Here is a 19,501-nt window from a genome sequence, read left to right on the forward strand (position 1 = left end):
GCGCCGAGTACAAAGGGCAGCCACCCGGAGCCGGCGCTGGCCAAGGCGAGGTCCGACTGGCGTCGTCAGTGACGGCGCCATCCGGGTGGACAGCACGAGAGGGCCCGGCGGTCGCTGCTCTGACGGGCGTAGAGGGTCGGCGAGGATCCTCTACTCAATCGCTCGACACGGCTGACGAGGCGATGCGCATCGCCTATGCCGGCGCTCCGGGCCACGGTCACCCCGGGCCCGCGACTGTCCAACTGGTCTCCGGGAGGCCGCGGCATGGACCAGAATGAGGCGCCGACTCAGGGGCGGGCGGCGATCAACCAGCAGGGCGGGCTGAGCATGAACACAGGGACGGACGCGGGGCAGGACCTGGTAGCCGCCTACGACAGGTGGCTCACGGCACCGCCGCCAGAGGCCGGCACCGATCGGGTCATGGCGGTGAACCGTCTGAGCAAGGTGATCCGACCTCTCATCGAGGTGTCGGACAAGCTGTGCAACGTCGCCCCAGGGCCCCTCAGCGGGCCCCTGGCCGCGTACGAGTACGAGGGACACGACTACCTGCTGCTGGCGAGCGACGCCACGCCACAAGAAGTCGACGAAATGACTGCGGAGTTCGCCAAGCGGGCCGCTGCTTCCCCCGAGGTTCGGCACGTGCTGCTGTGCACCGGCCCGCGGCCAGCATCCCTGGCCTGCCGGGCGGCGCAGTCGCTGGGTGATCTCGCGGAGCGGGTCATCGTCCTGGACCGTAGTCATCTTGACGCGGCCATGTGCGGGGTTGCGACGTTGGCCGATCTCGTGAGGGCCGCGTTCCGACGCAGTGGTGCGCTCCATCCGGCACTGGCCGATCTTGTCTTGCCCCGCGCCGTCCCGATCGTGCCCGCGTCGATGGATCCGGCCGGACGACGGCAAGAGCTCTTCACCGAGTTCACCGCCGCCCCGCATACCTCGGCAGGGGCTGGGGCCGTGAACGTGCGGCCGCTGCTCGTCGGCGGCCTCGCGGACCACATCCCCACCGGCCTGGCCGTGGCACCGGACGGGCAAGTGCTGGTCACGGTGGACGGCGGGATCGTCAATCTCGACCCACGCACCGGCGCCACCCGCTGGCGCCTGGCACTGCCCGGCTGCGACGGTCCTGTCCTGCCCCGGGACGATGGTTCCTTCCTGATGCTGTGCGGCGGCACCGTGCTGTCCTGGCACGAGGGCGTGTTGAGCGCCGTGGCAGGCGGGTTCCCGCCGGGGGCGCGCTTGGTCGCCGGGGACCGTGGTGAGGTGTGGGTGCTGTCCGGCTCCGGGGTCAGCCTCGGGTCGGGCGCGGGCACCCTCGCCCTGACCTGGATCGGACTCGAGGCTGCCCGCCAAGCCCGCTACCCAATCGCGTTCGACGCCGCAGTGCGCTCTGCGGTGTGCCTTGGCAAGCGGCGCTTCCTTCTCGCGGCTGGTGGCCATCACGCGGTGGTCGACCTCGCGCTCAGCACCGACGCCGGCCCGCGCACCGCCTGGATCCCTTCCCACGCGCCCTACCCGGGCCACACGCTGGCCTCTGGCAGGGATGGCGCCATCACCCTGTCCCCTGACGGGTCCGGAACCGGTCTTGTCCTGCACCACGTGGACACCGCGACCATGACCGGCACGCCGGAGCCTCTCGCCGCCGTGCCGCTCGGGATCGCCTCGGGCCTCGCCGCCATCGGAGACGGTTCGGCCCTGCTGCTGGGCATGCTCCCCGGGGTGCCGGGCGAGCAGGTGCCGGTGCTGCTGAGTCTGTCCGGTCTCCCGCACGACGTGCCCAACCCCGAGAGCCATGTCGGTAGAACGGCTGCCGGGTCGCAGGAGGCCCGGGAGCCGTTCCGGGAGGTGGCCGAACACGCAGCCGGGGACAAACGGCACTACCGGCAGGCGGCCGAAAGAATCGGCGTCGGTGGCCAAGGCGAAGTCGCCCGCGCCACCCACAAACCCACCGGAGTGGAGGTCGCGTTCAAGCGGCGCATCTCCAACCTGCCCGACGCGGTCGCTCGGATGACCCGTGAGATCGAGCTCGGCCGGCGCCTGGGCGGCCACCCGCACGTCATGCCAGTCCTGGACGCCGCCGCCGACCACCGCTGGTTCATCATGCCGCTCGCCGAGGCAACCGCGGAGGATCGCTGGACCGAGCTGCGCGACACCTCCGCGCTGGCCGCCGCCCACGAGCACGACTGGGTCCATCGAGACGTTGAGCCGTCCAACATCCTTATCTTGAACGGGTCTTGGCGGCTCGCGGACTGGGGCCTGGTGCGCCGGCCGCGCGGCGAGACTACCAATCCCGACCGCACCCGGTTCGGCGTCGGCAGCCCGGGCTTCGCCGCCCCCGAACTCAGCAACCCCACCGGAGCCCACGACGCCGGCCCGGCCAGCGACATCTACGGCCTCGGCCAGGTCATCGGTTGGGCCCTCACCGGCGAGAAGCCCCAAGTCAACGTCCCGCTGCTCCCACCACCGGGCCCGTGGCGGCACGTCGTTCAGCAGGCAACCCAGCTCGACCCTGCCCACCGCCCCCAGAACATCGCCGCGTTCCTGGCCCTCGTGGAACGGGAGACCGCCGCGTCCCGGGAACTGCCAGGTGTACGTGCGCAGCGTCTGCTGGCCGAGGCCAACACAAAGGGCAGCGGCCAGCGCCCGGTCGATGAACTCCTGGACCTGGCCGCCGCAAACCCCGCTGACACCCACCTGTACCTGGAAGTGCTGTCCGAGCTGAACAGCCCCGGGCCAGCGCTTCGGCGCAACCCACGCCGCGCCGCCGCTGTGCTGCAGGCGATGGGCTCACACCGACACGCGGACCCCTGGCCCAGCTTCGCTACCATAGACCGGGTGATGCTGTGGCTCCTGGAAGCCGCACGAGCGATCGGCACAACGGGAGACCTCGGGCTGCTGTCGGAGGCGACCACCGCACTGTGCTCCTGGGACGAGGCACATGACCAGTGGACTCCGCAGGATGCCACCACGAAGTGGCTGCGCACTCTGAGGGGCACCGCCGCAGCCGAGGTGGCGGGCGTGCTGCGCCGCTTCCCGGCATCCGCCCGCCACTACGGGGACCTAACCGGCAAGATGGGCGTGGACCTGGCAGTCCGCTCCGCCATCTACCACGTCGCCCAGGACCAGAAGTGAGCGTCCCCGGCTCGCGACAACGGCCCCGTCACCACCACTGCTGACCCGCCCTCCCCCAATCCAGGCGCCGCTCGACGCTGTGATTCAGGTATAGCGCGATACGGCCAGTGGCAGGTTCGGGCTTCGGCGCAGCCAAGGAGCTGACCGAGTCTGTCGCCCGGGTCACCCTCGAAGCGAACAGCGAGGTGTACGCAGACGACGCTCCGTACAGCACGCTCCTCAGCGCGGCACACCGCGTCGTCACCCAAGCCTCAAAGCCGAACCTGTCACCGAACGACGTGCTCCGGGCGATACCTGACAACGCGCGGAAGACGGCTACCCAGCTCGCAGAGGTACAGAACCGATACGGCACCGGCCATGGTCGCGCCGACATCCACGAGGTCACCGAGGAGGTGGCTGAGGCGTGCGTCCACGCCGCTCTGCTGTGGGTTCGATGGGTGTTGGCCCGGCACCAAACAGTGCTCCTCGGCAACGTGACGAGCCTGGTCGCCGATCTCCAAGGGTCCAGCTTTGCGAGTGGTCAGCTCGCCGAGCGGCTGGACGCGGTCAACCTCCCAGACCTCGCGGCACCCAAGCAGCGTCGGCTTGGCGTGGCAGTCGGCCGGCGCACTGCCAATGAGACGTTCACCGTGCGGATCGACGGCGTGCGGGCATGCGCGACGACCCCAGAGCGCTGGCCTGACGACTACAGGAAGGGAGTCGTCGAGGGTCTCTTAGTGAGCGCCCTACTTGGCCAGACCGGCCAAGTAGGGTGCTCGGTCACAGTTGTTGTGACTCAGCACGAGAGTTGGCGGGTAAGCACTTCAATCGGCACTTCGCGTGCCGCGGCCGGCGTGCAGGGCACTCCCGCGGCACGCCGCTGATCTGCCGCGGGAGTGCAAGCCCGCCCAGGCTTGTTACGCGGGGCCTTCCTATGCTGCTGCCATGGGTCTGGATCTCACGCTGTTCATGGCGGACTGGAAGCAGTTGAGCGCCATCCCCGTCGAAAACCGGGTTCAAGCACTGGACGACACGACCTGGCCACCTGAGCTCGACGACGAGTACCAGAGGTACGGACTAGCAGGCGGCTGGCTGTGGCCCCCGGATCGGGGGGCTGCATGGTGCGCCGAGTACGACTTCTGCACCACCACCGGCGCCTACAGCCCGCATGCTCGCGCGGGCGATGCATGGGCCGACATGCGGCTCCTCGTCGACGCATCCGTGCGCGCGGCGATGGACACGTTTCTCGTCGGTCTGATCTGGGATGCGGATCCGGCCGACGACCCTGCGCTGACTGGCGGCGGAGGATTCTTCCCGCCGGCCACCGAGCGCTGGAGGCCGCGCGTCCTTCTGGTGTGCCCGCCCGAGCCAGTACTAGGCAAGGCCCATGCCTGGGAGCGAGTGAAGCCCCACCTCGAAGAGTTGCGCGAGCCGTTCGCCGCCGAGTGCGAGGGCTGGGCAGGCCGCCCGGACACCTTCGAGGACTTCACCGCGCTGCTGCATGAATGGGGCGATGTGACCACGGAAGCCGCCCGCCGCAGCTGGGGGCTCGTGGGTCTGCCCTAGCCGCCAGGGGTGAGGGGCGCGCTGCCTACTTTCGTTGCACACGCCGAACTGCGCGCCACATCTGGCGAGCGGTGCCAACTGGATTGCACAGTCACAGTTGTTGTGACTGAGCGCGGTACCTTGCCAGTCTGGCCAGCCAGGTACTCAGGCCACGAGTCAGAAATTCCGTGGGGAGGCCGCCGGGGCGTCGCTACCGTGGGCGCATGACCACCGAGACCTGGACCTTCCCTCCCCGGCCCCTGCACGCCGTCAAGGCCGTGTACGCCCGTCAGGCAGGCTGTCCGTCCTCCTTCGCTCTGGCGGTGGCCGACTTCGAGCCCTGGGTGGAGGGGGTGGAGTTCAAGACGGCGGACACGAGTACGGTGCCGGGCTGGTCGGCCGCCGAGGTGGCCGAGCTGCACGAGGCCTTCGGCGCCGGCGTACGCGAGGAGCTGGCGGCCCTGGATCCCGGCACCACGGTGGCCGTCGCGGTCGTCGTGCGGTCCATCAAGGTGCACGAAGTGGACACCCATCCCCGTGCGTTCCGCCAGGCGGGACGACAAGCCGTCCGGAACGCGTTGGTGGAGGCGTACGGCCCACCGCCGACACCCTGGCCGAGGCTGTCCTGAAGCCCGGGTTACGGCCCCGCCGACCGACCGAACACGCCCGCGACCGCCCGCCACTGCCTCCATGGCCGCGCCAGCGGCCACCACCGGGGAAGGTTAGGGCACCTTCACGCCGATCACCGCCCCGCCCCTTACGCGGCGAGGCCCCCTCGACGGCCTCGCCCGCCTGGGCCGAACCTCCGGCCGGCGCGGTCGAGGTGGCCGAGGCGTATCTGCTCACCACCGCGGTGTTCGACGACTCCGCACCGACGGTGCCGGTGACCTCCGACAACCGGTCATCGACAGCCCTCGGCGAGGCCCCCGCCTCAGACGCTACGGATATGTTCTCGCTGGTCACAGGTGCAATCCTCCATGATCGGAGTTACACCGTTCCTTTTACAGTCCCCGGGTGGTCAGCGTGCGGGTGCCAGCGTCCTCCAGGGTGAACGTCCACAGATCCGCGGCCGGCACATCCCGCAGCGGGGTGGGATCGTCCTGCCACACTTCAAGTGGAGTCCTGCCCCGCAGGGGTGCGGGGCAGTGTTCGGTGTTCCACCACCGTGTCCAGGTCAGCAACCGGGCGGTGAAGTCCTCGAAGCCGAGCAGCACCTCGTCCTTCGGGCGGGAAGGCCGTTTCCCGGGGCGCGGCTGGCGGGCGTAGCCGGGCAGCGCGGCCAGGAACATGCTCTCCACCGCCCGGTTCAGGCCCTCCACGGTGCCCTTGAGGTGGGGGGTGTAGGCGGGCAGGTCCTCCACGGTGACGTCGAGGAGATCGAACGCGGCGGTCACCGTCCGGGACAGGAAGTCCTTGCCGCGGTCCACCCGCACCCTTTCCGGGAGGCCGCCGAACGGGCCGTAAGGCTCTTCGCGCAGGACCCCGGAGCGCAGCGCGGCCAGCACCGACTCCCGCGACGGATGCACCGGCTGTGACTCCCGCCGCGCGGCTGCGCGGCCTCAAGCCCGACTGGGTGAACGATCCGAAGGTCTGGCGCACCGAGGTTCTGGCTGGCCTGGTCGTCGCCCTCGCCCTGATCCCGAGGCGATCTCGTTCTCGATCATCGCCGGGGTCGACCCGGCGATCGGCCTGTTCGCCTCCTTCACCATGGCCGTAATCATCTCCATCGTCGGCGGCCGCCGCGCCATGATCTCCGCCGCCACCGGCGCCATCGCCCTGGTCATCGCGCTGGTCATCGCCCCCCTGAACCACGAGTACGGTCTGGGCTACCTGATCGCCGCCGTCATCCTCGCCGATATCATCCAGGTCGGGCTCGGGGTGGCGAAGCTGATGCGGTTCGTGCCGCGCTCGGTGATGGTCGGCTTCGTCAACGCCCTCGCCATCCTGATCTTCATGGCGCAGGTGCCCGAGATGCACGACGTGCCCTGGGTGGTGTACCCGCTGATCCTCGGCGGTCTCGCACTGATGGTGTTCTTCCCGAAGGTCACCAAGGTGATCCCGGCCCCGCTCGTGTCGATCGTCATCCTGACCGTCATCACGGTGGCGGCCGGCATCGCTGTGCCGACCGTCGGCGACAAGGGCGACCTGCCGTCCTCCCTGCCGGTGCCGGGCCTGCCGGACGTGCCGTTCACCCTGGACACCCTGACCACCATCGCCCCGTACGCGTTCGCGATGGCGCTGGTCGGCCTGATGGAGTCGCTGATGACCGCGAAGCTGGTCGACGACATCACCGACACCCGCTCCTCCAAGACCCGGGAGTCGATCGGCCAGGGCATCGCCAACATCGTCACCGGCTTCTTCGGCGGCATGGGCGGGTGCGCCATGATCGGCCAGACGATGATCAACGTGAAGGTCTCCGGCGCCCGCACCCGCGTCTCGACCTTCCTCGCGGGCGTGTTCCTGATGGTGCTGTGCATCGCCTTCGGCCCGGTCGTCTCCGACATCCCGATGGCCGCCCTGGTCGCCGTCATGGTCATGGTGTCCTTCGCGACGTTCGACTGGCACTCCATCGCCCCCAAGACCCTGAAGCGGATGCCCGCCGGTGAGATCGCTGTCATGGCCATCACCGTGATCGTGGTGGTCGCCACCGACAACCTCGCCATCGGTGTCGTCGTCGGCTCTGTCACCGCCATGGTCATCTTCGCGAAGCGCGTCGCCCACCTCGCCCGCGTGCACATCGTCCTCGACCCCGACGGCACCACCGTCGTTTACCGGGTTACTGGCGAGTTGTTCTTCGCCTCCTCCAACGACCTCGTCGGCCAGTTCGACTACGCCGGCGACCCGGACAAGATCGTCATCGACTTGTCCGAGGCCCACGTCTGGGACGCCTCCTCCGTAGCGGCCCTGGACGCGATCGAGACCAAGTACGCCCAGCGCGGCAAGACCGTGGAAATCACTGGGCTGAACGACCTGAGCGCCGACCTCCACGGCAAGCTCACCGGCGAACTCACCGGCAGCCACTGACCCCGTCGCCGCACGCTCACAGCAGAGGACCCCGGCCCAACCGGCCGGGGTCCTCCCGTCTCTTCCCGGCTCCCTACGCCGACGAAGGGCCGCGGTAGGTGCCGAAGGTCCACAGGTTGCCTTCCGGGTCCCGCACCGTGCACACGTACGCCGCCGCGCCCGACCCGAACCGGGTCTCATGCGGCGCTTCGAGGACCTCGCCGCCGGCGTCGACCACCCGCCGGTGCACCGCGTCCACCTCGTCGCTCACCACGTAGACCGCGCTGGTGCCCGCCAGCATCCGCCCGTGCACACTGTCCGTGTGCCGGGTTGAACCGAACACCAGCGCACTCGCCCTGGTGTCGTCGTAGTGCAGGACCGGCCAGACGGAGGACGGGAAGGCATCGGGCGACATGCCGCTCATCGTAGGCCGCTAGGCACCACACCCCAAGAGCCCCACGGACGCCGACGCGACTCCTGGACTCTCACAAACATTCCTTTGCGCGAGCAAGACTAATCACGGGCCGCCGGACCCGGGAGCAGGCTTTCACGCTTGGCGCCGACCATCAGGACCGCCTGCACGGCGCCGAACTGGTTCGGGGAGGTGCTGCCGGTGACGGTCAGGCCGCAGTCCAACCGGTGCAGGCACTCCCGGACCGCAGCCCTGGGCGGCTGTTGTCGATGACCGTTCTCCGATTGATTCCAGGGGAAGAGGCGTCAGTACGAAATGACGACGTAGGAGTCGCCGCCCGGCTCTCCAGAGCCGCCGGGGGCGCCGGGGCCAATTCCGGCGTTGCCGCCGTCGCCGCCTGCGGCACGGCCGTCCGGTGCGGGCTGGGCGGGCAGGCCGCCCTGGCCGCCGGCGTCGAGGATGCCGGGGGCACCGTCGCCGCCATTCTGGATCGTGCCGGCTCCTGAGCACATTCCGGTGCCGCCCTCGCCGCCGGCCCCGGGGACGATTCCCCCAGGACCACCACCTGCGCCACCGCCGCCGCCCTGCCCGCCGGTGGCGCTGGCCAGGGCGGTGGCATCGGGTGCGAGCAGGGCAGCAGCTTCTCCCGGCTCGCCGTTACCGCCGGGCGTGCCAACGGGACCAGCTGCACCGCCTTCGCCGCCGGCTCCGCCTTCGCCTGTGTCGACCGTGTAGACGGTGCCCGGCGTCACGGGCACGGTGCACGAGACGTAGCCGCCGGCGCCGCCCCCGCCGCCTCCACCGCCGACTCCGGGGCCGGAGCCGCCGGCTCCGCCGCCTCCGCCTCCTGCACCCCAAACTCGGGCGGTCACGGACGTGACACCCGCGGGCGCGACGAAGGTCCCGTCGGAAGTGAACACCTCTTCACCGCTGGGCGGGGGTGGAGGGGTGGTTCCACCTCCGCCGGTGACGGGACCCGACTGGGCGACGGCACCGTTCAAGCCGAAGCTGTCCCTCCCGCTGCAAATCTGCTGTACAGACGTTGCGTTCGCCGGGCCACTACCAAGGAGCGGGCCATTGATGAGGCCGCTCTGGAATGACACCTGCGTAACCTCGGAGCGCTGATCGCACTGGACCACGTTCGTGCCCCCATCCCTATCCCCGCCGCCATGGGCGTGGGCGAACGCACCACCAGTCCCGGACACACTGGCGCTTCCGACCATGGCAGCTACCAGAGCAGCCCGGTGAAACTTGCGCACAACATCTCCCTGTCGTCCGATTCGTCGCCATCCCCGATGGACGGAACGTCAGATTGTGGACATTAAGGGAGATTTGCATCAATTTGACCGCAACACGCCTCAGTGTACGAAGAAGTAGCGAGAGCACGGCGGGTGACCGGCCCCGTAAACCCGCCAGACCTCAGGGCGCCGGACATCACCCCACCGCACCCCGCACCCCACGGGCCCCGGGCAATCAGCCCCGACCTCCCCGAAACCCGGCACTTGGAGCCGCACCCTTCAACCAGGCGTATCAAGTGACGTCCCGCAACCAGCGGACGGAACGCAGCGCCACACAAGCTCGGCTTCCCAGGCGGCACTCGATCGTGCCGTCTTCAATGCCTACGGCTCACATCTGAGCCGCGTGACCTCACCTGCTGATCACTAACGACCTCGTGAATGTCCTGCAAGGCGCCTTGCGAGGCGCCCCCGGCTTCTGCCGACGTGACCACCGAGCGGTGCCCTCTCACTGGGGCGGCGGCGTGTTCGGACCGCCCTCCAGCAACAGGGAGACGCCCTGTTCGCCGAGGTGTGTCAGGCCGGAGTGGCGGAACTCGTGCGGGTCGCAGCCGGTGCCTTCCTCGCCGCCGACGCGGGTGTGCCGGTCGAGCAGGGCGCGTAGCTGGCCGTAGGAGAGGGGGGCCAGGCCGCTGTCGGGGCAGACGTCACGCGGGGTGAGGACCTTGCCGGGACCGGGCTTGCGGTGGGTGACGGGCCGCGGGTCCGCTCGCCGATCAGGCGGGGCAGGAGTCGGGCAGTGCCGGCGTCCCAGTAGATGGTCTCGGTCGCATAGTCCGCGCGGGCTCGGCCGCGACGGCGGACGGCCTTGCCGCCCTTGGCCTTCACCGGGGCCTGGCAGGCGGTGAGGTTGAGGTCCTCGATGTTGACGCCGAGCAGCTCGTCGGCGCGGGCAACGGTCTCGTAGAGCATCCGGTAGGTGACTTTCTCGCGCAGGGCGACGTCGCGCCGCTCGATCAGGCGGTCGGTGGCGGTCTTGGAGCGGACCGGGGTGTCGTGGCCGGGTCGGGCATGCGTTTGCACCAGGCCGGGATGTGCGGCGGCTACAAGCCCGCCTCGTGGCACCAGGCAAGCCAGCCGCCGACCGCACCACGCCGCGCGTTCCAGGTGGCTGGTGGCGGCGGTGCCCCAGAGCTGTTCGAGGACCTGGACGCCTCGTCGTCGACGACGGCCGACAACGGCTGGCCCACGCCGAGCTCGGGGACGACCTTGCCGAGCGCCGTGGTGTAGATCCGGCGGGTGTTCACCACGGTGATGGAGCCGAGGTACCGGTCGGCGGCGGTGTGCACGGTCGCCGCTCCGGGGCGGCTTGAGGGGGCGACGGCCGGCACGCCTGGACGGTCTGGCTCTGGACAGCACGCCCATCGACGTCCGGACAGCGGTCCCCCGGGAGACGGAGTTGCCTCTTCTCCGCCATTCGCCGTGAGGATGGTGGATTGAATTCACAACTGCGGTTCACGGCCTGGTTCAAGGACCCCGCCCAGGAGGCTAACGAAGACGACGTGGTCAGCCAGCCAGCCGGTCGTGGGGCGGCGGGACTCCGACGGCGCGGCGATGGTCCTGGACCGGACGGCCGGGCGTGTGGTGGCGGCGGAGCAGCCCAGCTTCACGGAGATCGAAACGGTGGCCACGAGCAGCCGCTTGGGGTCGTACCGGGCACCGGATGGCGGGTTCGCAAGTCCGGGCAGGGGCCGTACCGCGAGGCTGAGGAGCCGGTGGCGCTCCTCATGTACTCCACGCACGTCGTGCCGGTGGTCGGAGCTGAGGTCGCCCGTCGGTTGGGACTGTCAGCGAAGACCGGTCAACAGCTCGTGACCGCTGCGACCATGAGTGTCTGATAGCCATGACCAATCCGGGACGCATCGACCGTCGGTCATGACGAGCCTGGGGATGGATGGCTGACCTGAACCTTCACCGCGAACCCCCGACTCCGCCAGATCTACTGCTCGCCGGAATGCCGTCGCGAGTGGAAAGGCAACGCAACCGGACCCGAGACAAGAAGCGAGCACGACGCCTCGGCGAACACCCCCGAGCCCTTCCGCCCGCCCGGCAGCCGACGGCCCCCTGGCACCGACGGCAGTCCGGAACTGCCCGCGCTGCGACCAGCCCGTCACGATCGTCGCCCTGATCGCCACCCAGGAAGCCGCCCGCCCCACGATCACCAACCGTGTCACCGACATCGGCCTGCTCAGACGCCTCCAGTGAGCATCGGCTGACCGTCACCGATCACCGGGTCCGCCGCAAATCAGGTCATCGAGCGCAGTTGGTCCAGTTCGCTGCCGATCGCATCCCGCAGCCCGTCATGCTGCGGACCGAGCCTGAATTGCTCGTCACTCCACCGTTCACGCGGATAGAGCCATACCGGAGCACCTACCACGTCGGCCGGCTCCCACTCGAACCGCGGCCAGACATGCGCATGCAGGAACGGGTCCGTGTTCCCCAGGATCTCCACGTTGACCCGGCGGAAAGCCGGGTCCAGCCGCCGACAGGCACGCTCGACCGCTTCACCGAGCTGGTCCATGTCAGACAGGAACGACAGCCGCTTCTCCCTCGGCAGGTCCGACAGCCGCTGCACATCCGGTTCGTCCACGAGCAGGACCGAGTAGCCCGGCAGGAACTGAACATCCCCGATTACCGCGAACCCCGACGTCAACCGTCGCAGCACGGTCGGGTTCTCCCCCCTCAGCGCAGCCCCGATCCGATCCATCCGCCAGTCACCAGCCATGGCCAAAACCTACAGCCTGGTGATCAAGGACCGCTCTTCGATCCCCATCCTCCTCACACAGTTCAAAGACCAAGCAAGTGGGGCGAGGAGCGGCCCCGGCCGTTTTCAAAGATCCCCATCACGGACCGGTGACGGGCGGCACCGTCCGCGCAGGGACAGCGTTCGGTATCGATGTCGACATCAACTACCTACTGGTGTCCACAGGCCAGTCATGCCCCTCCGGCCCCATTGGGTAAGCGACCACCCGGTACCTACCTCACCGGCTGGCGCGCGCCCGCCTCGTGTCCGGGCGACCTTGTCTCCCACACCCGGAACGTCGTGCTGCCTTCAGGCCCTGCGGGACGGTCCCGGGCACCCCCGACGAACCATGCGAGCGCGTCGGCGGCTCAGGAGCACAGCATGCGTCCTCCACGGCGACATTCAGACGCGCCCATCGCGATGAGTGCAAGCGCCGCCAGCAGGCGATACGCAGCCCAAAGCGAGAAGGGCTTCCGTAAATGTCGTCGTGGATCTCCCAGCGGATCCACCGACGCGTACGATCCCGGCCCCTGGCCCGAGACCCGCACAGGGCGCTGCGCGTTCTCTCGCTAGTGCCGCATCAGGCAACGTTCGCCCTGTCGTGATGCGCCGTCCGGAGTGCAGGTCCGGGCGGTAAGCGCCCGCCATGCTGTCCTCGTGGCTGAGCGTGTGCGGGTGCGTGAGATCGATGCGCTCCTCGCAGGCCGAGGCCGCCCGCCCCCTCGATCACTGGCTCACCAACCGCTTCCACGCCTATTCCGCACGCATGGGCCTCCTGTGGAGCACCCCCGTCCGGCACGAGCCTTGGCCACTGGTCCACGCGACGACGGTGGCTCTCACGCAGACCCTCACCCGGGTCGCCGGCCTACCCGACCCCGAAACAGAGCCGACAACCCACACGTCCCCCTGCGTCGGACCGGTCAGTCGGCCCGGCCCGACCCGTCTGAGCCACCTGGGCAGGCCGGCGTCACCTGGCCGCCAAGCCCCAGATCCAGGAGTGCTTCTTTGAGCCCGGTCAGGATCGGCCCGACCGAGTCAGCGGGAATCCGTTGCGTCGTCCTCGTCCGGGCCGGGAGCTGCCGTGCCGCCGGCGGCCGGGCGGGCGGCTCGTTCCGCGCGGAGTTCTTCGGCGACCTCGTAGGCACGGCCCGGGTCGTAGACGGTGACCGAAGTGCCAGGGTTGTACATCGCGGATGCCCGGGGCGTGTACCCATAGCTCTCGACGCGGCGCCGGGCGGCTATGCCGTCGACCTCGCCGATGGGTACCCGCCACAGCTCGGCGGTGTGGGACGGGGTCCACCACTCGTCCGGACGCACGAAGTCTCGCTTGACGTCCGTCCGACGCTCCACCGCCACCTGGGCCGGGGCGAGTTGCTCGGTCAACCAGCTGGTCAGCGCCTGTGCATCGACCCGAGAGAGCGGTGCGAAGGTCGCCGGTTCGCACTCCACCGTCTCGTCGCGGGTATGCAGCATCACCTTGATCGACTGTCGCTGCCCGAGACTGAGTCGCTCGATGACGACGACTCGCTGCAGATCAGCCATCGCCATGGTCGACGAACGCAGAAAGCGGGCGATGACGACCTGGGCCGGAGTTCCCCGGGGGCGGAACTCGACCCACCGCACCGTCGTAGACACCGTGACGCACACCACGGCCACGATGAGCAGGATCATTCCGACGACCGTGAGCGCCAGGAGGACCCACAGAACGCCCCAGGCGACGGAACTCCCCGAGATCACGGCGCCCAGCAGAACGCCCAGCAGCAGGGGGGCGGCGACCACCGCCGGGACCACGATGCTCGCGCCGAACCCGAACGCCAGCTGGCGGACCCGGCTGGGGACGAACAGCAGCCGCCATCCGTCCATCACGGGTAACACAACTTCCGCCAGCGGGCCAGAACGCTGAGATCTCATGGCTCAAAGGTAGGACCGTGCAAAGGAGTTCGTAAGGCCACTGCGAGCCGCACCTTCTCGAGGACGGGAACCGCAGGCGACAGCGCGTCAGCCGGTCAGGTGGGTGCAGAGGTCGGCCACGGCTTGGGGGTCCGGGTAGGCCGCGAGTTGTTCCAGGGGCAGCGGCTGGCCGGCGGGGTCCAGCCGAGTCGCCGAGAGAAGCGAAGGCCCAGAGCGGGTGATGGCGCGGCGCGGCGGCGGGCGGTGATGCTTCCCATGGAACCGCTGACCCCCATGACCCGCCGGTAACCCTCGTGCATCACGTTCATCACGCCTTCCCTGAGCCAGGCCAATGCCAATGCCAAAAGGGTAGGAATCGGTCCCGGCCGGGGCCCTCCACCGTTCAGACCCCGGGGCGGACGGTTCCGGGGGGCCCGGTCAGGGGGCCTGAGGGAGCAGGGCACCGGCACCGGACCTTCGCCTGGCAGGCCCGCCGGGCGGCCGGCTCTCTCCTGACGGGGGGCGGGCCCACCACGCCTCACCCTCGTGCGAGCGGTTGCGAAGCGCCCGCTCCAACGTCTCGACCACCACCTCGTGAGGCAGTGCGGGCGGATTCTCGAAGCGCAGATGAGAGTGCATCCCACGAGGGCTACGGGCCTGCGACCACGGCGAGACCAGGGCAAACGTTGCCTGATGGGGCACTAGGCCTGATCACGAAGGCCGCCGACTTCTACTCCTCGGTGATTCCGTCGCCGCCATTCGTCGGCGTATAGAGGACGGGGGCTCCGCTAGGCCTGGCCGTGGGCTACTACGCCCAGTGCCCTCCCGAGGCCGGGGCTCCCCTTGTCGGCCGGCGGATACGGCATCTCAGGCAGCGGGCGCATACGACTATCCGGGATGAAGATGGTCTCCAGAGGCCCGCTCAGGATCGAGCGGTCGACGTACGGACCGAAGTGGTCCCGTACCAGGCGCAGCGCGAGCTGGGTCGCGGTGAGCGGTTCCTCGGACGCCTGTCGCAGGGCGTCCTCCAGGATGTGCGGGTGAGTGCCCCGCGCGTGCTGGGCCCCGGCTGTAGCGTTCGGTTCGAAGGCGCTGACGAGGCGGCCGTCCTTGAAGTAGTAGAAGTTCGTCATGCCGTCGCCTGAAGTAACGACGGCGAGGGTTTCGGTGCCGGCTGACAGGTCGTTCAACGTATCGGGGTTGGCGCCGGCCACGGTGGGTGTCTCGAAGCAGAACACCCACTCACCCGAGATCCCCACCCGCAGAACAGCCCCGATCTCTCCGTCGGGCACGATTGTGTGTTCTTCGTCCTCGGTCAGCAGCACAGCGGCGCCTGCGGGTCCGGGCGGTAAGGGCCCGTGGCCACTTCCCCTCCGAGAACGCCGCCCTGAAGTGCGTCTACCTCGCGGTGATGTCCCTCGACCCGACCGGCGCCGGCCGCAAACGCTGGACCACCCGCTGGAAGCGAGCCCTCCAGGCCTTCGACATCGCCTTCGACGGACGCCTCACCAACAACCGAATCTGACCCACGAGCCAACCACGGTTACACCGTTTACTGGACAGACCCAGTTGAAGTCAAGCCCAGTATCTGACGTGCCGGTTTGGGGTTGCCGCAGTGCAAGTGAGGTGAGGTCAGGAACGTTTGGTGGCTCGCTGTTCGTGCCAGCGTCGGCGTAGCCAGTTTCCGGATTCTCCGACCGCGACCAGCAGTGCAGTGGAGGCGGCGCAGCGTGGGAGGGTGGTGGGCTGGCCGGTGGCGTGGCTGAGCAGCCAGAGGATGAGCGTGAGCACGGCCCACCAGAGGCTGACTGATCTGATCTCGCGCCGCCAGCGCGGTGTCCTCGTCATGACGCGGTGTTTGTCGTGCGGAGTGCCGCGATGGCCGTAGCGGCGCATCCGGTCACGGCCACGATGCCCGCGGTGGCGGTGGCTGCCAAGGTGATCGCCGGTGGGGCGCCGGCCAGGCGCGGGATCGCGTTGAGGGGCGCCACGGCGTACAGGGCGAGGGTAGCCCAGCCGTAGGCTCGCGTCGGGGCGAGCCGCTGGCGCAGACGCTCCGGTGTGCGGCCGGTGATCATGGCAAGGCCGGCGGGGAGCAGAGTGAGGGAGAAGAGGGCGAGGGCGATCCACTGCCAGGTCATGTGAAGGGGGGTCCTGTGTGGTCCGGGGTCGGGTCAGCTGCGCCGGGTGGCGGCGGTCATGACGAGGCCGGTGATGAGCGCGGCAAGCCCCAGGACCAGGACGGGCAATCCGGGGCCGGGCAGGACGTACATCAATGCGCCGGCCAGGGTGAGCGGGGCTCCGGCGGCGGCCAGGATGGCTCCGATGCGGCGTGCGGTCATGGTGTTCCTCGTGACGGGCTTGATGATTGTCATGGGTGGGATGTGCGGTGGTGGATCAGGCGCGCGGTGGGTGCCCCGGTCGGCAGGGCCCAGGCCGACGTGGCGGGGCTGGCCTGGTGCCATCCGGGGATGAGGATGGCGGCTGCTGGTTCTAAGGCGAGGCTGCCGCTGCGGGTGATGTCCTGTCCGACTGAGGGCCTGCTGTCCTGATCACTGCGCGCTACGACGCTGCCGACGACCTGCTGTGCATTGGCTCACCGCGATCACGAGGATGCCGGTCACCATGAATACGCTGCCGACCAAAGTTCCCCACTGCCGGGTGCCGAGGTCGTGGGTCATCAGCCCGAAGGCCGCCTGACAGCACAGTGCGATGGCAACGACCAGCTGCCCCCAGCCGTAGAGCTGCGGGCGGCGGACGTGCTTCCGGTTCGTGGGAAGCACCCATCCGCGGGTGAGTGCCGCGATACCGGAAGCGGCGATGAGCAACCCCACCAGAATGGCGGGTATAGCGAGGTAGAGCCTCGTGTTCCATCCTTACGAGCCGGATCCCTGCCGGACATCCGCGTGATGATGGCACCTCTTGGGGTGCCCGTCCATGGGCTCTCTCTGCTGGTGCTGACCGGGCAGGGCGCTGACGAGTGAGGGCCGATGGAGCCGCTGGGCTGCAACAACGGAAACCCGATCAAGATGATCACGCACTGGCCGGGTATGGCTGCAGGGTCGCCGCGGCCAGGGGGCGCCGGGCTCGGGGCAGGTGCTTTCACGGTTCGGGCACGTCAGACCGTGTGCAGGGGTGGCCGGGCGTGCCGTCCGGTACTGCGTTGCTGTTGCCGTTGCACGATCCATCGGACCAGTGGCAGCAGGCCCAGCCACACCACCAGCATGACCGGCACGTTCGTGAGGGCTCCCACGACCATGGCCGGAAGCGCACACAGGGCCGCTCCGGCCGCTTCCTTGCCCCTGGTCACGAGTGTGGAGGGCAGATCCCGCACGGCGTGGCGCCGGGCCTGGGCCAGGGCGGTGCCTCCCGCGTACAGGCCGTACGCGCCGCCGCAGATCACCGCCAGGGCGAGCGCGCACACGAAGACCGGCTCGCCCTCCGGGGTATCGGCGGTCTCCTGGGACATCTTGCCCTGGCGTACCGCAGTTGCGTAGTCCCGCCACAGGGTGACCGTCACGTGGTCACCGGGACGCAGGCGCTTGAGCAGCGGCTCCGATGCACCCATGTCGATGCTGCGGGGTGCCTGCGTCGGACCGTTCAGGTGCAGCGTGTATTCCGATGACTTGTTCTGTTCCTTGATCACCGTACGGGTCACGGTCGCCTCGAACAAGCGCAGGCAGTCGTCCTGGGGAGAGGACAGGGCAGTGCAGGAGGTCGCGGTTCCGAACGCCTTCTCGTCCTCGATCAGGCTCGGCACGATGGCCAGCCCCGCCGCACCGACGAGGAGCATCACGACACCGAGCAGCGCCGCGCACAGCCCCCACACACGACGCCAGGCAGTACGCCGCCGGACGGTTCCCGGCTCCGGAGGCAGGCTCAGGCGGTGGCCCACGAGCGGGTCACCGTGCGGCGGCATGACGGCGCTCCCTCCCCCGTCCCACCAGGGTGAGCACGGCTACGGAGACGGTCGCCGCTGTACCCGTGGCCAGCGCGTCCGCGACGTACCGGCCCAGCTCCGGCCGCAGGATATCGACGAGCGCGAACAGCACGGCAGCCCCCACAAAGCCAGCCGCGCCCCCTGCCGACCAAGAACGGTGGCGCGCCCAGAACCACTGCATGAGCCCGGCGCCGATGAGGGGAGTAATGGGCAGTTGCGGCTCGTCAAGGGCCGCGCTCGCGGTGTACCCCAGGACGCTGACCGCCCAGCAGGACGCGGAGACCAGCGCAGCTTCACTCCAGGAGACGGATCGTCTCACGCCCGCCGCCCGCCTTTCACCGTTCGGGCCCGGTGGCGCTGCCACCCCCGGGCGACAAGGGCCGTCACGATCGAGCCGACCACGAGCGGCCCGGCGACCCAGCGGATCACATCCGTCGGCCACCCCGGCTTCCCGCCGGTCAGCAAGGTGACTGTCTCGACGGCGAGGGAGATTCCCAGCAGGACAAAGCCGAGCCCCCAGGCCCGGACCCCCCACACGGGCCCCTGGATGGGTTCCGGTGGTTGGCGGGGCCGGAGCAGGGCCCGACAGCCCAGCCACACGCATCCCAGTCCCGCGGCCACTATGAAAACGTCCATCGCCCTGTCGAACACCTCGGCCACGGTCCCGAGCATCTGCCCCTCCCTTCACCTGCAACTTTCTGCGGGCCTCAGAACAGCAGGTCCGGCCCCGGTTCATCATGATGGCTGCCGGGACATCGCCGCTCATCCACCGGGCACGGCAGTCGACCTGCCCGGCTGCTTTCCGGAACCCGGCAATGTGCGTGACGTCGGCCCTGGCCTTGTGCTTTCGAACAGTCTTGTCCTCCGGTCGCGGCAGCATCTGGTGATCGCGCCGCTCGTGGACGTCCGCGAACAGCACCGGTGTCGGCCCGATGACGGCTGGCAGGTGTTGGCCCGGCCGAAGGCCGGATCATCAGCTGCCATATCCTGCCGCCGTGGCGAGCTGAGCTTCGCGATCACGGTCGTCTACTCCGGAAGCCCAGGGGCCTGGCCTGCCCGGTACAGGCTCTACTCCCCAAGTGGGCCCGTCTTGGACCAACATGCACCGTGCTTCAGCTAGAACCGCAGGAAGATCTTGCGATCCGCCATCACAAGAAGGAGTAGACGGATGCCCGGAAGACGCTTTTGGGGACTCATCGTCCTGTCCGTGACCCTCGTCTTCTGCGCCATCGGCTACTACCTCAACGACTATAGCCCGAGCGGCCCCTGGGGCCTCGCGGGCCTGGCCTGCGGCCTGATCACGGTCCTCGCGATCAATAAGCTCCAGAAGAAGTAGTGTCCTGCGCCAGAAATGGCGAGACTAAGTCTGTAGGCTGTTTTCATGACGTCCCGGGGTCCTCGTGCTGTCGAAGTCGTGCTGTCTGCCGCGGAGCGGGCGGAGCTGGCACATTGGGCGGATGGTGCGGTGTCGGCCCGTGTGGCAGAGCGGGCCCGGATCATTCTGGCCTGTGCCGAGGGAGCGTCAAATACCGGTGTAGCAGCGGACTTCGGGGTGTCCACGGAGACGG

General features: G+C 69.1%; 21 protein-coding genes and 3 pseudogenes. 9 read left to right on the forward strand and 15 right to left on the reverse strand.

What is annotated here, in order from left to right; genetic code table 11:
* Positions 1 to 264: 264 nt before the first annotated feature.
* The 4 genes from AC07FK_RS32625 (at position 265) to AC07FK_RS32640 (ending at position 5,279) form a co-directional block, all read left to right on the forward strand.
* Entirely contained in the window at positions 265 to 3,126 is a 2,862-nt protein-coding gene (locus AC07FK_RS32625; RefSeq protein ID WP_479108530.1) for a serine/threonine-protein kinase, read from the forward strand.
* A gap of 107 nt (positions 3,127 to 3,233) precedes the next feature.
* Positions 3,234 to 3,989, forward strand: coding sequence for an abortive infection family protein (locus AC07FK_RS32630; RefSeq protein WP_479108531.1), 756 nt, complete (start codon positions 3,234 to 3,236; stop codon positions 3,987 to 3,989).
* A 61-nt stretch (positions 3,990 to 4,050) separates the two neighbouring features.
* Entirely contained in the window at positions 4,051 to 4,671 is a 621-nt protein-coding gene (locus AC07FK_RS32635; RefSeq protein WP_479108532.1) for a hypothetical protein, read from the forward strand.
* 203 nt (positions 4,672 to 4,874) lie between these two features.
* Complete coding sequence (locus AC07FK_RS32640; RefSeq protein ID WP_479108533.1) at positions 4,875 to 5,279, forward strand: hypothetical protein; 405 nt, start codon at positions 4,875 to 4,877, stop codon at positions 5,277 to 5,279.
* Positions 5,280 to 5,654: 375 nt separating this feature from the next.
* On the opposite strand, the pseudogene AC07FK_RS32645 reads toward AC07FK_RS32640, so the two are convergent.
* Positions 5,655 to 6,179 (reverse strand): annotated as a pseudogene (locus tag AC07FK_RS32645) (Mu transposase C-terminal domain-containing protein); the annotation flags it as partial.
* 2 nt (positions 6,180 to 6,181) lie between these two features.
* On the opposite strand from AC07FK_RS32645, the pseudogene AC07FK_RS32650 reads away from it, so the two are divergent.
* A pseudogene (locus tag AC07FK_RS32650) lies at positions 6,182 to 7,674 on the forward strand (SulP family inorganic anion transporter).
* A gap of 73 nt (positions 7,675 to 7,747) precedes the next feature.
* Here AC07FK_RS32650 and AC07FK_RS32655 read toward each other — a convergent pair.
* From AC07FK_RS32655 to AC07FK_RS32680, 6 genes are all read right to left on the reverse strand, one after another.
* Positions 7,748 to 8,068 carry a VOC family protein gene (locus tag AC07FK_RS32655; protein WP_479108534.1) on the reverse strand — a complete coding sequence of 107 codons (321 nt, stop codon included), beginning with the start codon at positions 8,066 to 8,068 and terminating at the stop codon, positions 7,748 to 7,750.
* Between the two features lie 302 nt (positions 8,069 to 8,370).
* Positions 8,371 to 8,937 (reverse strand): hypothetical protein, encoded by a 567-nt coding sequence (locus tag AC07FK_RS32660; protein WP_479108535.1) that lies wholly within the window; start codon positions 8,935 to 8,937, stop codon positions 8,371 to 8,373.
* A 939-nt stretch (positions 8,938 to 9,876) separates the two neighbouring features.
* Positions 9,877 to 10,383, reverse strand: coding sequence for a hypothetical protein (locus AC07FK_RS32665; protein WP_479108536.1), 507 nt, complete (start codon positions 10,381 to 10,383; stop codon positions 9,877 to 9,879).
* A gap of 20 nt (positions 10,384 to 10,403) precedes the next feature.
* Complete coding sequence (locus tag AC07FK_RS32670) at positions 10,404 to 10,691, reverse strand: hypothetical protein (protein ID WP_479108537.1); 288 nt, start codon at positions 10,689 to 10,691, stop codon at positions 10,404 to 10,406.
* Between the two features lie 111 nt (positions 10,692 to 10,802).
* Positions 10,803 to 11,102, reverse strand: a complete 300-nt coding sequence (locus AC07FK_RS32675) for a hypothetical protein (protein ID WP_479108538.1) — start codon at positions 11,100 to 11,102, stop codon at positions 10,803 to 10,805.
* Between the two features lie 503 nt (positions 11,103 to 11,605).
* Positions 11,606 to 12,085 carry an HIT family protein gene (locus AC07FK_RS32680; protein ID WP_479108539.1) on the reverse strand — a complete coding sequence of 160 codons (480 nt, stop codon included), beginning with the start codon at positions 12,083 to 12,085 and terminating at the stop codon, positions 11,606 to 11,608.
* A 706-nt stretch (positions 12,086 to 12,791) separates the two neighbouring features.
* Here AC07FK_RS32680 and AC07FK_RS32685 point away from each other — a divergent pair.
* Positions 12,792 to 13,112: a DUF2071 domain-containing protein gene (locus AC07FK_RS32685; RefSeq protein WP_479108550.1), complete on the forward strand. Its 321-nt coding sequence runs from the start codon at positions 12,792 to 12,794 to the stop codon at positions 13,110 to 13,112.
* Between the two features lie 26 nt (positions 13,113 to 13,138).
* Here the strand turns inward: AC07FK_RS32685 and AC07FK_RS32690 are convergent, their stop codons facing one another.
* Entirely contained in the window at positions 13,139 to 13,966 is an 828-nt protein-coding gene (locus AC07FK_RS32690) for a hypothetical protein (protein WP_479108540.1), read from the reverse strand.
* Positions 13,967 to 14,781: 815 nt separating this feature from the next.
* The gene (locus tag AC07FK_RS32695) at positions 14,782 to 15,318 is read right to left on the reverse strand and encodes a DUF6461 domain-containing protein (RefSeq protein ID WP_479108541.1); all 537 of its coding nucleotides are present in this window, start codon (positions 15,316 to 15,318) and stop codon (positions 14,782 to 14,784) included.
* 5 nt (positions 15,319 to 15,323) lie between these two features.
* Between AC07FK_RS32695 and AC07FK_RS32700 the strand changes: the two are divergent.
* A pseudogene (locus AC07FK_RS32700) lies at positions 15,324 to 15,518 on the forward strand (IS256 family transposase); the annotation flags it as partial.
* 319 nt (positions 15,519 to 15,837) lie between these two features.
* Here the strand turns inward: AC07FK_RS32700 and AC07FK_RS32705 are convergent.
* From AC07FK_RS32705 to AC07FK_RS32730, 6 genes are all read right to left on the reverse strand, one after another.
* Positions 15,838 to 16,134 carry a hypothetical protein gene (locus AC07FK_RS32705; protein WP_479108542.1) on the reverse strand — a complete coding sequence of 99 codons (297 nt, stop codon included), beginning with the start codon at positions 16,132 to 16,134 and terminating at the stop codon, positions 15,838 to 15,840.
* Positions 16,135 to 16,167: 33 nt separating this feature from the next.
* Entirely contained in the window at positions 16,168 to 16,368 is a 201-nt protein-coding gene (locus AC07FK_RS32710) for a hypothetical protein (protein ID WP_479108543.1), read from the reverse strand.
* Between the two features lie 177 nt (positions 16,369 to 16,545).
* Entirely contained in the window at positions 16,546 to 16,827 is a 282-nt protein-coding gene (locus tag AC07FK_RS32715; RefSeq protein WP_479108544.1) for a hypothetical protein, read from the reverse strand.
* 284 nt (positions 16,828 to 17,111) lie between these two features.
* Entirely contained in the window at positions 17,112 to 17,912 is an 801-nt protein-coding gene (locus AC07FK_RS32720) for a hypothetical protein (RefSeq protein ID WP_479108545.1), read from the reverse strand.
* Positions 17,896 to 18,252, reverse strand: a complete 357-nt coding sequence (locus AC07FK_RS32725) for a hypothetical protein (protein WP_479108546.1) — start codon at positions 18,250 to 18,252, stop codon at positions 17,896 to 17,898. Before AC07FK_RS32725 ends, AC07FK_RS32720 begins: the two co-directional genes overlap by 17 nt.
* Entirely contained in the window at positions 18,249 to 18,605 is a 357-nt protein-coding gene (locus tag AC07FK_RS32730) for a hypothetical protein (RefSeq protein WP_479108547.1), read from the reverse strand. The genes AC07FK_RS32725 and AC07FK_RS32730 overlap by 4 nt, the downstream gene beginning before the upstream one ends.
* Before the next feature lie 496 nt (positions 18,606 to 19,101).
* Here AC07FK_RS32730 and AC07FK_RS32735 point away from each other — a divergent pair, with 496 nt between their 5' ends.
* A complete protein-coding gene (locus AC07FK_RS32735; RefSeq protein ID WP_479108548.1) occupies positions 19,102 to 19,269 on the forward strand; it encodes a hypothetical protein in 168 nt (55 codons plus the stop codon).
* A 45-nt stretch (positions 19,270 to 19,314) separates the two neighbouring features.
* The coding region (locus AC07FK_RS32740) for a helix-turn-helix domain-containing protein (protein WP_479108549.1) at positions 19,315 to 19,501 on the forward strand (187 nt) is incomplete at its 3' end.

The organism is Streptomyces sp. NPDC046122 (assembly GCF_056429965.1).

Coding starts and splice junctions, on each gene's coding strand:
- AC07FK_RS32625 (WP_479108530.1), top strand. CDS start 265: ATGGACCAGAATGAGGCGCCGACTCAGGGGCGGGCGGCGATCAACCAG.
- AC07FK_RS32635 (WP_479108532.1), top strand. CDS start 4,051: ATGGGTCTGGATCTCACGCTGTTCATGGCGGACTGGAAGCAGTTGAGC.
- AC07FK_RS32640 (WP_479108533.1), top strand. CDS start 4,875: ATGACCACCGAGACCTGGACCTTCCCTCCCCGGCCCCTGCACGCCGTC.
- AC07FK_RS32655 (WP_479108534.1), bottom strand. CDS start 8,068: ATGTCGCCCGATGCCTTCCCGTCCTCCGTCTGGCCGGTCCTGCACTAC.
- AC07FK_RS32680 (WP_479108539.1), bottom strand. CDS start 12,085: ATGGCTGGTGACTGGCGGATGGATCGGATCGGGGCTGCGCTGAGGGGG.
- AC07FK_RS32685 (WP_479108550.1), top strand. CDS start 12,792: ATGCGCTCCTCGCAGGCCGAGGCCGCCCGCCCCCTCGATCACTGGCTC.
- AC07FK_RS32690 (WP_479108540.1), bottom strand. CDS start 13,966: ATGGACGGATGGCGGCTGCTGTTCGTCCCCAGCCGGGTCCGCCAGCTG.
- AC07FK_RS32705 (WP_479108542.1), bottom strand. CDS start 16,134: ATGACCTGGCAGTGGATCGCCCTCGCCCTCTTCTCCCTCACTCTGCTC.
- AC07FK_RS32710 (WP_479108543.1), bottom strand. CDS start 16,368: ATGACAATCATCAAGCCCGTCACGAGGAACACCATGACCGCACGCCGC.
- AC07FK_RS32720 (WP_479108545.1), bottom strand. CDS start 17,912: ATGCCGCCGCACGGTGACCCGCTCGTGGGCCACCGCCTGAGCCTGCCT.
- AC07FK_RS32730 (WP_479108547.1), bottom strand. CDS start 18,605: ATGCTCGGGACCGTGGCCGAGGTGTTCGACAGGGCGATGGACGTTTTC.
- AC07FK_RS32735 (WP_479108548.1), top strand. CDS start 19,102: ATGCCCGGAAGACGCTTTTGGGGACTCATCGTCCTGTCCGTGACCCTC.